The following is a 14,450-nucleotide window of genomic DNA, read 5'->3' on the forward strand; positions in this document are numbered from 1 at the left end:
GGATTGCTCCAGAGGGTGGGAATCGGGTCGAGCCGGTATTGTGGCGCAAAAGGCCGAAAGCGGAAGGCGAAAAAAAAGGACCTCCGCAGAGGTCCTTCCTTCGTTGGCGATGATGGCGACGCTGGCGATACCGCCTGCCGCCCGGCTTAGTGAACGACGCGTCCGAACGTGAAGTGATCGTCCTGGTAATCCACCGGCACCACGTCCTTGGCGGCAAACTTGCCTTCGAGGATGGCGCGGGCCACCGGGTTCTCGATCTGCTGCTGGATCGCCCGCTTCAGCGGACGCGCCCCAAACACCGGATCGTAGCCAGCGCTGGCGATCTTCTCCAGGGCTCGCTCGCTGATATCCAGCGTCATGTCCATGCGTGCCAGGCGCGACTGCAGGCGCTGCAGCTGGATCCTGGCGATGGACTCGATGTTCTTCTGGTCCAGCGCGTGGAACACCACCACCTCGTCGATCCGGTTCAGGAACTCGGGCCGGAAATGCGTGCGCACCTCCTGCCAGACCGCGCCCTTTACCGCCTCCTGCGGCTCGCCGGACATGGCCTGGATGATGTGCGAACCCAGGTTCGACGTCATCACGATCACCGTGTTCTTGAAGTCCACGGTACGGCCCTGGCCGTCGGTCAGGCGACCATCGTCCAGCACCTGCAGCAGCACGTTGAACACGTCCGGGTGCGCCTTCTCGACCTCGTCGAGCAGGATCACCGCGTACGGCTTGCGGCGCACGGCCTCGGTCAGGTAGCCGCCCTCGTCATAGCCCACGTATCCCGGCGGCGCGCCGATCAGCCGGCTCACGCTGTGCTTTTCCATGAATTCGCTCATGTCGATGCGGATCAGGTGCTCTTCCGAATCGAACATGAACTCGGCCAGGGCCTTGCAGAGCTCGGTCTTGCCCACGCCGGTCGGCCCCAGGAACAGGAACGAGCCATACGGCTTGTTCTCGTCCGACAGGCCGGCGCGCGAGCGGCGGATGGCGTCGGACACCAGGCGCACGGCCTCGTCCTGCCCCACCACGCGCTGGTGCAGCTTGTCTTCCATCTTCAGCAGCTTCTCGCGCTCGCCCTGCATCATCTTGGCGACGGGGATACCCGTGGCGCGGCTCACCACCTCGGCAATTTCCTCGGCTCCGACCTGCGTGCGCAGCAGCTTGTTGGGCTGCTTCTGCTCGGCCGCCTCGGCCTTGTTGGCCGCCTGCAGCTTGCCTTCCAGCGCCGGCAGCTTGCCGTACTGGAGTTCGGCCACCTTGTCGAGCTTGCCTTCGCGCTGCAGGCGCGAGATGTCGAGCTTGATCTTCTCGATCTCTTCCTTCAGCGCGGCCGCGCCCTGGGCAGCGCCCTTCTCGGCGCGCCAGATCTCGTCCAGGTCCGCGTACTCCTTCTCCAGCCGCGTGATTTCCTGCTCGATCAGTTCCAGACGCTTGCGCGATGCCTCGTCGGTTTCCTTCTTCACGGCCTCGCGCTCGATCTTGAGCTGGATCGTGCGGCGTTCGAGCTTGTCCATCGCCTCGGGCTTCGAGTCGATTTCCATCTTGATGCGCGCGGCCGCCTCGTCGATCAGGTCGATGGCCTTGTCCGGCAGGAAGCGGTCGGTGATGTACCGGTGCGACAGTTCCGCCGCCGCCACGATGGCCGGGTCGGTAATCTCCACGCCGTGGTGCAGCTCGTACTTTTCCTGCAGGCCGCGCAGGATGGCGATGGTCGATTCCACGCTCGGCTCGTCGACCAGCACCTTCTGGAAGCGGCGCTCCAGCGCGGCGTCCTTCTCGATGTACTTGCGGTACTCGTTCAGCGTGGTGGCGCCGATGCAGTGCAGCTCGCCGCGCGCCAGCGCCGGCTTGAGCATGTTGCCCGCGTCGATCGCGCCCTCGGCCTTGCCCGCGCCCACCATCGTGTGGATTTCGTCGATGAAGACGATGGTCTGGCCTTCGTCCTTGGCCACGTCGCTCAGCACGGCCTTCAGCCGTTCCTCGAACTCGCCGCGATACTTGGCGCCCGCCAGCAGCCCGGCCATGTCCAGCACCAGCACGCGCTTGTTCTTGAGCGTCTCGGGCACTTCGCCGTTGACGATGCGCTGCGCCAGCCCTTCGACGATGGCGGTCTTGCCCACGCCGGGCTCGCCGATCAGCACCGGATTGTTCTTGGTGCGGCGCTGCAGGATCTGGATCGCGCGACGGATTTCGTCGTCGCGGCCGATCACCGGGTCGAGCTTGCCCGCCCGGGCCCGCTCGGTCAGGTCCACCGTGTACTTCTTGAGTGCCTCGCGCTGCGATTCGGCGTCGGCGCTGTTCACGTTCTCGCCGCCGCGCACGGCCGTGATGGCCGCCTCCAGCGACTTGCGCGACAGCCCGTTCTCACGCGCGATGCGGCCCGTGTCGCCCTTGTCGTCGGACACGGCCAGCAGGAACAGTTCGCTGGCGATGAACTGGTCGTTACGCTTGATCGCCTCCTTCTCGGTGGCGTTCAGCAGGTTGTTGAGGTCACGGCCGACCTGGACCTCGTTGGTGCCCTGCACCTGCGGCAGACGGCCGATGGCCGCATCCAGCGCGGTCTGCAGGCCGTTCACGTTCACACCGGCGCGCGACAGCAGCGTACGGGCCGCCCCGTCGTCCTGGGCCAGCAGCGCACGCAACAGGTGCTGGGGTTCGATGTACTGGTTGTCGTGGCCCAGGGCCAGGCTTTGCGCTTCGGCCAACGCTTCCTGGAACCGGGTAGTGAGTTTGTCAATTCGCATCAGGCGCCCTCTCTCTGGTCGATGAGTGTGTCCTGGTGCGGGGCGGCGGCGTGGCAGCCCTGCGGCTGCCATTGCGCGGATGCCCTGCCGGACACGTTACTCACGAAAGATAGGGCTTTGCATTGACATTTCAAGACACCCGCCACACAACTTGTACAGACTGCAAGTGCATGGCGGGCGACTTCGTCTTCCGCGCGCTGCGGCGCGGCTAGTTCGGCACGTCGACGGTCGTGCCGCTGACCGAGATCGTGTCGGCGGCGGCCGGGTTGGCCGCGATCGGCGGCACGTTGGACGGCAGGATCTGCGGCCCCACCGCGACCGTGTTGCTGCCGCCACGCGGCGTGGTCCGCACCACCTGCGACGGCGGCAGCGCAGTGCCGCTCTTCAGGTTGGCATACACGGCGTCGAGCGCGCGGTTCAGGTAGAGGTGCATCGGGATATACCGCGCACCGTAGCCGGCGATCACGTCGATAAAGCCATCGAAGTGCTGCCCGTTGGTCACCTCGACATACGACAGCTTGCTGGCGCTGCCCTCCACCGACTTGTTCAGGCCCAGGTAGGGCCGCGACGTGTGGTTGACCGGCAGCAGGGCATCGCTGCGGCCGTGGACGATCATCGCCGGCTTGCCGCGCAGGTTGCCGTTACGGTATGTCTGGCCGATCCCGGCCATCAGCGCCGCGTTTTGGTTGTCGAGCAAGGCTCGCAGGCACAGGGCGCCGTCGAGATTGCCGTCGGCCAGGTTGGTCGATGGCGATTGCGAGACCAGATCGCGGAGCGGACCGCTCGGGTTCGCGTCGTTGATCAGCGTAACGGGCGCGGTCGGCGGAATGCCATTGCCGGTGGAGAACATGCCGGCCAGCGAGCCCGCCGGAATCGCCACGGGCGTCAACGCCGTACCGACCGCCGCAAAGCTGTAGTTGCACAGCCGGTCCGTCACACTGGCGCGCGAATAGGCGTTGGCATAGGTGACCGAGATCGAACTGGCCACTTCCAGCGCCGACAGCGACGAATGCAGCTCATCGGATTCGGTTTCCCATCCCGCGGCATGCAGGGCCGCCAGTGCCGATGTGCCCCGGTCGCCGGCGGTGGCTCCGGTCACCTTGCCCTTGCCATTCAGCGATGTGCAGCGATTGACGCCAAACGTGCCGGGCGCCGCCGCCAGCGGAGCGTTGACCAGCGTGGGATCCTGGCTGGCACACAGCTGGAACAGGTTGGCCGTCGTCGTGTAGTCATACAGATGCTTGCCGGACGCGGCCACCTGCGTACCGCCGCGCCGCACGGTAATGACCGGGCTCGGCGGCATTTCCACGTTCGGCTCGCCAACGGCCACGCCGTCGATCAGGCCGTCGGTGTCCTGCTCGGCGGCGGCCACTGCCGCCCCGCCGCCATTCGAGATGGCCGACGCGATGACCAGCACGTTGTTCTTCGTAAAGGTAGCCTGGCGCACGCCGTCGGCGCCCATCGTGCCGAAGCGGTCATTGATGGCGAACAGGGCGAACTGGATGGCCTGGAGGGTGTTCTTGCCCCAGTCGGCTTCGGGGTTCTGCTGCGAGTGGGCGTGCTTGAAGGCCAGTCGATGGGGGTTGGCCGTGGTGAAGTCCGCCAGCGATTGTGCGCCAGGCTGGGCCGCAAACTGGGCCGCCTTGCCTACGCCGCGACGGTCCCCGCGCGTGCCGTCGATCAGCGGCACGGTGTCGGTATCCAGGTCGTGCGGTGCCGCGCCCGTGCCCTTGTCGGTATAGGCCACCGCACAGCCGCGCTTGAGACCCCACTCGCCGACCGCGATGCCGCCGTACACGCCGCGCGACCCGGACGAAGTCGCGGAAATGACGCATGGGTTACTTTTATCGAACGAATCCGGCACCTGCACCATCATCGTCACGTTTTTTGTGCCCGTGCCGTCATCGGCAAAGGCCAGGTATTCGGTGCCCGGAACCTTGCCCTGGCTGGCCGTGACATTGCCTTGTGCGTCGACGTTCGGCCCATACAGCGAGCCGTAGCCCCCGGCTGCCTGGACGTCCACGATGGCGCGGTAGTTGACGAATATGGCATTGCGGCGCAATTCCGCCGCCGTTGGCGCAGTGGGATCGGCAAATGCCGGTGCCGCGGCGGCCGCCAGACCGTCCTTGCCAAGCCCCGCCGTCAGCAGGTCATCCGACGAGCCGTCGTAGGATTTGACCGAAATCGTCCCGACAATGAATGTGGGCCGATTGTTAGGATTCTGCGTAGTGCTGCCCCCGCCACCTGGCGTACTGGGCGAATCTCCGCCTCCACAGGCCGAGATCAACAGGGTGGCCGCCGCAGCCGCGACGGCGGTCTCCTGGAACCGGCGCCGCAGTTGCGGGCTGGCGGGCGAGGCATGGCGATGCTGCATGGGGTGTCTCCTTGTCATTGGACGGAACGGTAAGCCGCGATAACACAAGGACTGCTGGGGGGCGCGAAGCGGATGGCCGCCGACGGACCGCCGGATTCTTGAAGGCCACGGCGGGCCGGCAAGCGACCGTAGCTGCACTTTCTAATGATTGTGAAAGCAGACAGGCGAACGACGCGAGGTGCGTTGCACACCTCAATGCCCATGCGGGAAATAGTAGTCGGTCCGCGACGGACCGCTAGCGGCAAAAGTATCGGGACTGTTACCTATGCCCCAGAACGGGGGATTCGTGCGAGACCTCCCGCACAGTCCGACGGTTCAGGATAGCGTGCGGTACGTCCAGATGCCCAGCGCGGTCAGCAGCAGCGACCCGCCGAGGTGGGTCGCCAGGTGCGCCAGCGCCCAGCGATAGTCCCCAGCCAGCAGGTTGCCGATCACCTCGCTGGAAAACGTCGAAAACGTGGTCAGGCCGCCCAGAAAGCCGGTGACGGCCAGCAGGCGCCACTCGGGGGGCAGCGACGGATGGGTGTCGAAGAACGCCACCGCCAGGCCTATCAGATATCCGCCAACCAGGTTCGAAGCCAGCGTGCCGTACGGCAGCGCCGGATTGACGGCATTCCACATCACGGAAAACCCCCAGCGCAGCCATGCCCCCAACGCGGCGCCCACGCCCACCGCCACAAACCCCATCGGACCCATCGATTCGACCTTTCGTCCGTTCGAATTTTCGAACTTATTTGTTGTTGTCGGGCGTACCCGCCGCCTCGGCGTTGAACGATTCGATACCCCAGCGGCGCAATGCCGCATCGTCCGACACCCGCGCGTCCACCCAGCGCGCGCCCTCCGGCGTGGCTTCCTTCTTCCAGAACGGCGCCTCGGATTTTAGGTAATCCATGATGAACTCGCACGCGGCAAAGGCGTTGCCACGATGCGCGGACGCCACCGCGACCAGTACGATCTGGTCCAGCGGCTGCAACAGCCCCACCCGATGCACGATCGTCACGCCCAGCAGCGCCCATCGCTGGCACGCCGCAGCCTCGATCCGGGCCAGCGCCTTTTCGGTCATGCCCGGGTAATGTTCCAGCTCCATCGTGCTGACGGGGGTGCCGTCGCTGACATCGCGCACCGTGCCGATAAAGCTGGCCACGGCTCCCACGCCCGGATTGCCGGCGCGCAGCGCGGCCACTTCGGCACCGAGATCGAAATCCTCGTGTTGCACACGGACCGTCATCTCAGCCTCCGGTCACGGGCGGGAAGAAGGCGACCTCGCAGCCGTCGGCCAGCGGCGTGTCGGCACGGGCCACGGCATGGTCCACCGCCATGCGCAGCGCGCGGCCTTCGGCCAGCGTCTCGGCCCAGACACCGCCGCGCGCGCGCAGCCAGCCGCGCAGATCGCCGACGGTACGTACGTCGGCGGGCACCTCGGCGCGTTCGGCGGCCTGGCCTACCTGCTCGCGCACACTGGCGAAATAACGAAGTTCAAGTTGCATCGGCATGAAACCTAGGCCAGCAGGCTGGCAAACGGGATGAACCGCACGGTGTCGCCGCGCGCAATGGGCTGGTTGGGCGGATTGTCGATCAGGCCATCGCCCCAGACCGTGGACGTCAGCACGCCCGAACTCTGGTTCGGGAACAGGTCGAGCCCGCCCGCATCGTTCAGGCGCGCGCGCAGGAATTCATTGCGGCGGTCGCCTTTCGGCAGATCGAAGTCGGCGCGCATGGCAATGCGGCGCGGCGTCACGTCCGCCACGCCCTGCAGGCGCAGCAGGAACGGCCGCACGAACAGCAGGAACGTGACGAAGCTCGATACCGGATTGCCTGGCAGGCCGATGAAGAAGGTCGGCTGGTCGGTGCCATTGGCCACCTGGCCGAACGCCAGCGGCTTGCCGGGCTTGATCGCGATCTGCCAGAGGTCCAGGCGCCCTTCCGCCGTCACGGCCGGACGGATATGGTCTTCCTCGCCCACCGACACCCCGCCCGACGTGATGATCAGGTCGTTGCCTTCGGCCGCTCGCCGCAGCGTGTCGCGCGTGGCAGCCAGGGTATCGGGCACGATGCCGAAGTCGGTGATTTCGCAGCCCAGGTTTTCCAGCAGGCCACGCAGCGTGAAGCGGTTGGAGTTATAGATGGCGCCGGGCTTCAGCGGCTCGCCCGGCATCGCCAGTTCGTCGCCGGTAAAGAACACGGCCACCCGGACGCGGCGAATCACATCGAGCCTGGCCTGCCCGACCGAAGCGGCCAGCCCCAGCGCCTGCGGCGACAGCCGTGCGCCCACCGGCAGGATCTGGCTGCCGGCCTCGATATCCTCGCCCGCGCGGCGGATCCACTCGCCCGACGCCGGCACATGGTTCACGATCACCGCATCGCCGTCGGCCTGGCATTGCTCCTGCATGACCACGGCATCGGCACCCGGCGGAATCAGGCCGCCCGTGAAAATGCGCGCGGCCGTGCCCGGCGCCAGCTCGGACCCGACATGACCGGCCGGGATGCGCTGCGACACCGGCAGGCGCGTGCCTTCGGCCGGCACATCGGCCGCGCGCATCGCGTAGCCGTCCATCGACGTATTGTCGGCGGGCGGCACACGCAGCGTACTGGTCACCGGCGCCGCCAGCACGCGGCCGTTGGCATCGAGCGTATCGACGGTTTCCGTTTCGGTGATGGGACGAACGCCAGCCAGCAGGGCTTCCAGCGCCTGGGCCATCGTCAGCATCGGGGGACGCGCTGCGGGTTGGGTCATGGGGGTCTTTGGAATCTGGGTTGGCCCCAGAAAGCAAAACAGCCCCCGGGAGCAACGCCCGGGGGCCGTGGCAGCGGGGCCCGGCAAACCCGATTGTAGCGAGTTGGCGCCGGAACCACAGGAGTCTGAGGCAATACCCCTTATTACAGGCCCGTGTGCTGCACGATATACGCCTTGACGGTGTCGGCGTCGGCCGGCATGACCTCGAACCGCTGCGGCAACGACTCGATGCCATCGAACGCAGCCGGGCGCTCGGGCTCGTGTCCGAGCGCCTCGCGGATCGTGTCGGCGAACTTGGCCGGCAGCGCGGTTTCCAGCACGACCATCGGCACGCCGGCCGACAGGTGCTCGCGCGCCACCTTCACGCCATCGGCGGTATGGGTGTCGATCGTCACGTCGTAACGCTGCTTGACGTCGCGGATGGTGGCCAGGCGGTCATCGTGCGTGCTGCGGCCCGAGACGAAGCCGAACTGGCGGATGCGGTCGAATTCCGGCGTGCCGGACAGGTCGAAGCCGCCCTTGGCGTCCACGTCGCGGAACAGCGCGGCCAGCTTGCCGGCGTCCTGGCCGAGCAGGTCGAAGATGAAGCGTTCGAAATTCGACGCTTTCGAGATATCCATGCTCGGGCTCGACGTGTGGTACGTCTGCGCCGACGTGCGCACGCGGTAGGTGCCGGTGCGGAAGAACTCGTCCAGCACGTCGTTTTCGTTGGTGGCCACCACCAGCCTGTCGATCGGCAGCCCCATCATGCGCGCGATATGGCCGGCGCAGACGTTGCCGAAGTTGCCCGACGGCACGCAGAACGACACCTTCTGACCCGGACCATCGGTGGCCAGCAGCCAGCCCTTGAAGTAGTACACCACCTGGGCCACCACACGCGCCCAGTTGATCGAGTTCACGGTGCCGATGCACTGGCGGGCCTTGAACGCGTGGTCGTTCGACACGGCCTTGACGATGTCCTGCGCGTCGTCGAACACGCCTTCGATGGCGATATTGAAGATGTTCGGGTCCTGCAGGCTGAACATCTGCGCGGTCTGGAACGCACTCATCTTGCGGTGCGGGCTCAGCATGAACACGCGGATGCCTTCCTTGCCGCGCATCGCGTACTCGGCCGCGCTGCCGGTGTCGCCCGACGTGGCGCCCAGGATGTTGAGCTTCAGCCCGGCACGCTTGAGCGCGTACTCGAACAGGTTGCCCAGCAGTTGCATGGCCATGTCCTTGAAGGCCAGCGTCGGGCCGTTGGACAGGCCCAGCAGTTGCAGCCTGGTGCCCCCTTCCTCGCCCAGCGTGCGCAGCGGGGTGATGTCGGCGGTGTTGTCGCCGGGACGCGCGTTGCAGTACACCTCGGCCTTGTACGTCTTGCGCGTCAGCGCGCGCAGGTCGTCGGCCGGGATGTCGTCGCAGAAGCGCGACAGCACCTCGAACGCCAGATCGGCGTACGGCAGCTTGCGCCACGCCTCGAGTTCATCGGCGGTAACTTGCGGATACTGCTTCGGCAGATACAGGCCGCCGTCCGGCGCCAGGCCCCCGAGCAGGATCTCGGAGAACGATTGCGGCATGTCATGGCCGCGCGTCGACTGGTATTTCATGGCAATTCGTCCAGTTTCGGCGTCTCAGTTCAGTTCTTCCATGCGCAGGCGCGTGACCGGCGACAGCACGGTCTGCAGGCCTTCGATGCTGCGGATGGCGGCATTGACGTGCTTTTCGCGCGTCAGGTGCGTCAGGATGATGATGTCGGTCTGCGGCTCGCCCTCGCGCGATTCCTTCTGCAGCATCGCGTCGATGCTGATGCCGGCTTCGGCCAGGATGCGGGTGATTTCGGCCAGCACGCCGGTCTGGTCGGCCACGCGCATGCGCAGGTAGTACGAGCTGGTGACTTCGTCGATCGGCAGCACCGGCACGCTCGACAGTTCGTCCGGCTGGAACGCCAGGTGCGGCACGCGATGGTTCGGATCGGCGGTGTGCAGGCGGGTCACGTCCACCAGGTCGGCGATCACGGCCGACGCGGTCGGCTCGGCGCCCGCGCCCTTGCCGTAGTACAGCGTGGCACCCACGGCGTCGCCCTGCACCAGCACGGCGTTCATCGCGCCTTCCACATTGGCGATCAGGCGCGAGGCCGGCACCAGCGTCGGATGCACGCGCAGTTCCACGCCCTCTTCGCGGCGGCGCGTGATGCCCAGCAGCTTGATGCGGTAGCCCAGCTCCTCGGCGTACTTGATATCGATGGCGGCCAGCCTGGTGATGCCTTCCACGTGGGCGCGGTCGAACTGCACCGGCATGCCGAAGGCGATGGCGCTCATCAGCGTCACCTTGTGCGCGGCGTCGATGCCTTCGATGTCGAAGGTCGGATCGGCCTCGGCATAGCCCAGCTGCTGCGCTTCCTTGAGCACGGTGTCGAAATCCAGCCCCTTGTCGCGCATCTCGGACAGGATGAAGTTCGTGGTGCCGTTGATGATGCCGGCAATCCACTGGATGCGGTTGGCCGTGAGGCCTTCGCGCAGCGCCTTGATGATGGGGATGCCACCGGCCACCGCCGCCTCGAAGGCCACGATCACGCCCTTCTTGCGGGCGGCCTCGAAGATCTCGTTGCCATGCACGGCCAGCAGCGCCTTGTTGGCGGTGACCACGTGCTTGCCGTTCTCGATGGCCTTCAGCACCAGCTCGCGCGCGATGCCGTAGCCGCCGATCAGCTCGACGACGATGTCGATGTCCGGGCGCGTCACCACGTCGTTGGCGTCGCTGACCACGTCCACGGTACCCCCGGTCAGCTCACGGGCGCGTTCGGTGTTGAGGTCGGCCACCACCGCAATCTCGATGCCGCGGCCTGCACGGCGGCGAATTTCCTCCTGATTGCGCTTGAGCACGTTGAACGTGCCGCTACCGACGGTACCGATGCCGAGAAGGCCGACTTTGATGGGATTCATGGACGTCTGACTCTGGGTTGCTTGATACGAAAATGGGGGCGCCCCGGCGGCTCAGGCCGTGCCGTGACGTTTGCGATAGTTCTCAAGGAAGCGTGCCACGCGGCTGATGGCCTCGCGCAGGTCTTCCTCGTGCGGCAGGAACACGATCCGGAAATGGTCCGGTGCGTCCCAGTTGAAGCCCGTGCCCTGCACCAGCAGAACCTTCGACTCCTGCAGCAGTTCGTAGATGAATTCCTGGTCGTCCTGGATCGGATACATCGACAGGTCGAGCTTCGGGAACAGGTACAGCGCCGCCTTGGGCTTGACGCAGGTAATGCCGGGGATCTGCGTGATCAGTTCGTGGGCCAGGTCGCGCTGCCGGCGCAGGCGGCCGCCTTCGGCGACCAGGTCGTTGATGCTCTGATAGCCGCCCAGCGCGGTCTGGATCGCCCATTGGCCCGGCACATTGGCGCACAGGCGCATCGACGACAGCATGTTCAGGCCTTCGATATAGTCCTGCGCCGGGCGCTTGTCGCCCGACACCACCATCCAGCCGGCACGGTAGCCGCACGAGCGGTAGTTCTTCGACAGGCCGTTGAAGGTCACGGTCAGCACGTCGGTGGACAGCGAGCCGATCGACGTGTGCTCGTTGCCGTCGTACAGGACCTTGTCGTAGATCTCGTCGGCAAAGATGATCAGCCCGTGCTCGCGCGCGATGGTGACGATCGCCTGCAGCAGTTCGTCCGAATACAGCGCGCCGGTCGGGTTGTTCGGGTTGATGACGACGATGGCCCGCGTGTTCGGCGTGATCTTGCGGCGGATGTCGTCCAGGTCGGGCATCCAGTCGTTGGCCTCGTCGCACACATAATGGACGGGCGTGCCGCCCGACAGGCTCACCGCGGCCGTCCAGAGCGGATAGTCGGGCGCCGGCACCAGCACTTCGTCGCCGCTGTTTAGCAGCGCGTTCATCGACATCACGATCAGTTCCGACGCGCCGTTGCCCACGTAGATGTCGTCCAGCTCCACGCCCTGGATCTTCTTTTCCTGGGTGTAGTGCATGATCGCCTTGCGCGCGGCGAAAATGCCCTTGGAATCGGAATAACCCGCCGAATTCGGCAGGTTGCGCATCATGTCCTGCTGGATTTCCTCCGGCGCATCGAAGCCGAACACGGCCAGGTTGCCGATGTTGAGCTTGATGATCTTGTGCCCCTCTTCCTCCATCTGCTTGGCCTTTTCCAGCACCGGGCCGCGGATGTCATAGCAAACGTTCTGGAGCTTGTTCGATTTCTGGATGGGTTTCACGGCGGTTTCGGCGATGTCAGGGCAAGCTGCCGGTCTCTGCGGCAGCGGTCTTGGGAATCTTCTGGATTGTCCTGGACGTCTGGCGGCGCGCGTCGCTGGGCAGCAGTCGAGCGTGGCAGACCGGGAGGGTAGGGTAGGAGAACGGTCATTACTGACCCCCTCCCCCCTAAGAACCGTACGTGCGAGTTTCCCCGCATACGGCTCAAGCCTCTACAAAGTATATGGACGAATCATACACCGGCTTCACAGCAACTTGGCCGTGGAAATGGACTTGAATATGACAATCGGGGTGCACCAGAACGCGGTTCCCTAGAGCATCCGAGCCCCCGGATACCCGAGGTTCGATGTGATGGTCATCCCATCCTGTCTCTTTGGTAATCTTGCTCTGGCATACCGCACACAAGCCCCGCTGGGACATGAACAGCTTTGCCCACTGCCTTCGGTACGACATGCTTTCTGCCATACGTTCCTGCCGCAGCGTCTCGCCATACATTTCCTGCGCTGGGTCGAAGGGATGGTAGTCCCCGCGAACCTTCTTGTGCCTCCGGATAGGCGTACTCGGCATCGAATACAGTTCCATCCAGTAGCGCTCACCCGCCCTATTCCACATCGTGGCACCGAACACCCAGTTCCGGTTCCCAACTGAGGCGAAGTATGTCCTTCGCACCCACTCGGTATCCTTCCTTCGGTGTCGCCGCTTTGCCCACCTCCATAGAGACCTAAAAATCAGATGCTCCATGTGGGCGAACATCGCTTTCGCAACCACTGGGCTGTGATACTGCGCCCAGCCCCTCAGCATCGGGTTCAACGTCTGGATTAAATCTGCCGTCCGTTTCCCCCTATGTGTCCCGATGACCTCCTTGACCTTGCGATAGAACGCTTGCGCGTTTTTCTTGCTCGGTTTGATGAGCAGCGTTCCCGAGTATTTCCGGAAATTCCACCCAAGAAAGTCAAAGCCGTCAGCGATGTTGACGATTCGTGTTTTCTCCGTGGAGAGCGTCAGTCCCCGTGTTGCTAGGAACTGCTCTACCCACGGCTTCACTTCGTGCTCCAAAACTTCCGGCGTGTTGCCGGTGATCACAAAGTCATCCGCGTACCGTACGACGTTCACTTTCAGCTTCTTCGTGTTGGCAACGCCCAGTCTTGCCCGCAAGGACTCGATCAGTTGTTGCTCCAACCCGTTCAGTGCCACATTTGCCAAGGTCGGGGAAATGATGCCCCCCTGTGGTGTTCCAGCGTCGGTCGCCTGAAACTGGCCCTGAAAGACCACGCCAGCTTTCAACCACTTCCGTAGGATTGCTTTATCCATTGGGACATTGCGCTCCAGCCAGTCGTGGCTGATATGGTCAAAGCACCCTTTGATATCTGCTTCCAACACCCATTGAGCCGAGGCTTTCTTGGATAGGGAAACAAACAGCTGGGACATGGCATCCGCAGTAGAGCGATTGATCCGAAACCCGTAAGAGTTCGGGTCGCTCGTTCCTTCGGACACCGGTTCCAGCGCCAGCAGATACAGCGCCTGCATGGCCCGGTCGTGCATGGTCGGAATGCCCAGAGGGCGTTCTTTCCCATTTGCCTTGGGGATGTACACCCGCCTTAACGGCAGCGGGCGATACCCCCGGCGCTTCAACCTCCCAATGGCTGCCCATCGGGCTTCAGGTGAGTCCCACTCGACGCGGTCGACTCCCGCCGTCCGCGCTCCTTGGTTCATCGCCACTCGTCGTACCGCCGATGCTTTGGCGGAAAACGAGCGGGTCAGAGATCGTTGCAAGGCTTTCACCCTGCGCCAATCCCCTTCCTGTGTTGCCTTCGCAATTCGAATCTGCATTGCCCGAACATTCCGGTCGACGCGGCGCCAGTTGATGTCGCCCCATCGCTGCGGGATGCCGGAGGGCGCAGATTCATCCTCGCGGATCAATGCTTCCATGCTGCTCTCCTATCTTGAGGACTTCCCCAAACAGCAGAGACAACATGCCCCCTTGGGGGCATGTCACCCCCCAAAGGGAAGAAAATTAAACAAGCGAGTTCAGTCAGCCGTCTTGCGACGAAAGACCAGTTGGAAGTCTGCTCGCTTTCGCGTGGGATGATGTTTCAACCCCTATCCGGATCATTACAACCCGGCGTTCGCTTTCTCCAACCTCCCATACCCGCACAGCCAACAGCGTCCCTTGCGGTTCGCCTGCCAGAGCCATACGGCGCTCCGGCAGCCATACGGGCTTACCACGTTCCCTGCGCATTACACGACTGGCTTAGGGCCTGCCTCTTCGCCGGTGATCTATCTAGCGACGTACTCCGACTTTCGAGCGGAGCATCCGATCACGTACCGTTTGGTTAGTGCCTATCAGCAGCTTTGGCACCGCCTTATTTACGACGTTTATCAGCAGTTCACTTACATTACCCAT

At 64.5% G+C, this 14,450-nt stretch carries 10 protein-coding genes; all 10 read right to left on the reverse strand.

Going from position 1 to position 14,450, the window contains the following annotated elements; translation table 11 throughout:
• Nucleotides 1-146: 146 nt before the first annotated feature.
• Complete coding sequence (clpB, locus tag BLQ58_RS00120; protein ID WP_092594042.1) at nucleotides 147-2,735, reverse strand: ATP-dependent chaperone ClpB; 2,589 nt, start codon at nucleotides 2,733-2,735, stop codon at nucleotides 147-149.
• A 208-nt stretch (nucleotides 2,736-2,943) separates the two neighbouring features.
• Nucleotides 2,944-5,109, reverse strand: coding sequence for a D-(-)-3-hydroxybutyrate oligomer hydrolase (locus tag BLQ58_RS00125; protein WP_092594043.1), 2,166 nt, complete (start codon nucleotides 5,107-5,109; stop codon nucleotides 2,944-2,946).
• Nucleotides 5,110-5,424: 315 nt separating this feature from the next.
• A complete protein-coding gene (crcB, locus tag BLQ58_RS00130; RefSeq protein ID WP_092594044.1) occupies nucleotides 5,425-5,805 on the reverse strand; it encodes a fluoride efflux transporter CrcB in 381 nt (126 codons plus the stop codon).
• 34 nt (nucleotides 5,806-5,839) lie between these two features.
• Entirely contained in the window at nucleotides 5,840-6,337 is a 498-nt protein-coding gene (locus BLQ58_RS00135; protein ID WP_092594045.1) for a molybdenum cofactor biosynthesis protein MoaE, read from the reverse strand.
• Between the two features lies 1 nt (nucleotide 6,338).
• Entirely contained in the window at nucleotides 6,339-6,596 is a 258-nt protein-coding gene (moaD, locus tag BLQ58_RS00140; RefSeq protein WP_092594512.1) for a molybdopterin converting factor subunit 1, read from the reverse strand.
• 11 nt (nucleotides 6,597-6,607) lie between these two features.
• Entirely contained in the window at nucleotides 6,608-7,843 is a 1,236-nt protein-coding gene (glp, locus tag BLQ58_RS00145; RefSeq protein ID WP_029051689.1) for a molybdopterin molybdotransferase MoeA, read from the reverse strand.
• Between the two features lie 143 nt (nucleotides 7,844-7,986).
• Nucleotides 7,987-9,432: a threonine synthase gene (gene thrC, locus BLQ58_RS00150; RefSeq protein WP_029051690.1), complete on the reverse strand. Its 1,446-nt coding sequence runs from the start codon at nucleotides 9,430-9,432 to the stop codon at nucleotides 7,987-7,989.
• A gap of 24 nt (nucleotides 9,433-9,456) precedes the next feature.
• Entirely contained in the window at nucleotides 9,457-10,767 is a 1,311-nt protein-coding gene (locus BLQ58_RS00155) for a homoserine dehydrogenase (RefSeq protein ID WP_092594046.1), read from the reverse strand.
• 51 nt (nucleotides 10,768-10,818) lie between these two features.
• Entirely contained in the window at nucleotides 10,819-12,048 is a 1,230-nt protein-coding gene (locus BLQ58_RS00160) for a pyridoxal phosphate-dependent aminotransferase (protein ID WP_029051723.1), read from the reverse strand.
• 202 nt (nucleotides 12,049-12,250) lie between these two features.
• The gene (gene ltrA, locus BLQ58_RS00165; RefSeq protein ID WP_029051481.1) at nucleotides 12,251-13,975 is read right to left on the reverse strand and encodes a group II intron reverse transcriptase/maturase; all 1,725 of its coding nucleotides are present in this window, start codon (nucleotides 13,973-13,975) and stop codon (nucleotides 12,251-12,253) included.
• Nucleotides 13,976-14,450 lie beyond the last annotated feature (475 nt).

Source organism: Ralstonia sp. 25mfcol4.1, assembly GCF_900104095.1.
Taxonomy (GTDB): Bacteria; Pseudomonadota; Gammaproteobacteria; order Burkholderiales; family Burkholderiaceae; genus Cupriavidus.

Excerpts from the sequence above, each read along its gene's own strand:
- BLQ58_RS00155 (WP_092594046.1), bottom strand. The coding sequence starts at position 10,767 with ATGAATCCCATCAAAGTCGGCCTTCTCGGCATCGGTACCGTCGGTAGC.
- glp (WP_029051689.1), bottom strand. The coding sequence starts at position 7,843 with ATGACCCAACCCGCAGCGCGTCCCCCGATGCTGACGATGGCCCAGGCG.
- thrC (WP_029051690.1), bottom strand. The coding sequence starts at position 9,432 with ATGAAATACCAGTCGACGCGCGGCCATGACATGCCGCAATCGTTCTCC.
- moaD (WP_092594512.1), bottom strand. The coding sequence starts at position 6,596 with ATGCAACTTGAACTTCGTTATTTCGCCAGTGTGCGCGAGCAGGTAGGC.
- BLQ58_RS00125 (WP_092594043.1), bottom strand. The coding sequence starts at position 5,109 with ATGCAGCATCGCCATGCCTCGCCCGCCAGCCCGCAACTGCGGCGCCGG.
- BLQ58_RS00135 (WP_092594045.1), bottom strand. The coding sequence starts at position 6,337 with ATGACGGTCCGTGTGCAACACGAGGATTTCGATCTCGGTGCCGAAGTG.
- clpB (WP_092594042.1), bottom strand. The coding sequence starts at position 2,735 with ATGCGAATTGACAAACTCACTACCCGGTTCCAGGAAGCGTTGGCCGAA.
- crcB (WP_092594044.1), bottom strand. The coding sequence starts at position 5,805 with ATGGGTCCGATGGGGTTTGTGGCGGTGGGCGTGGGCGCCGCGTTGGGG.
- ltrA (WP_029051481.1), bottom strand. The coding sequence starts at position 13,975 with ATGGAAGCATTGATCCGCGAGGATGAATCTGCGCCCTCCGGCATCCCG.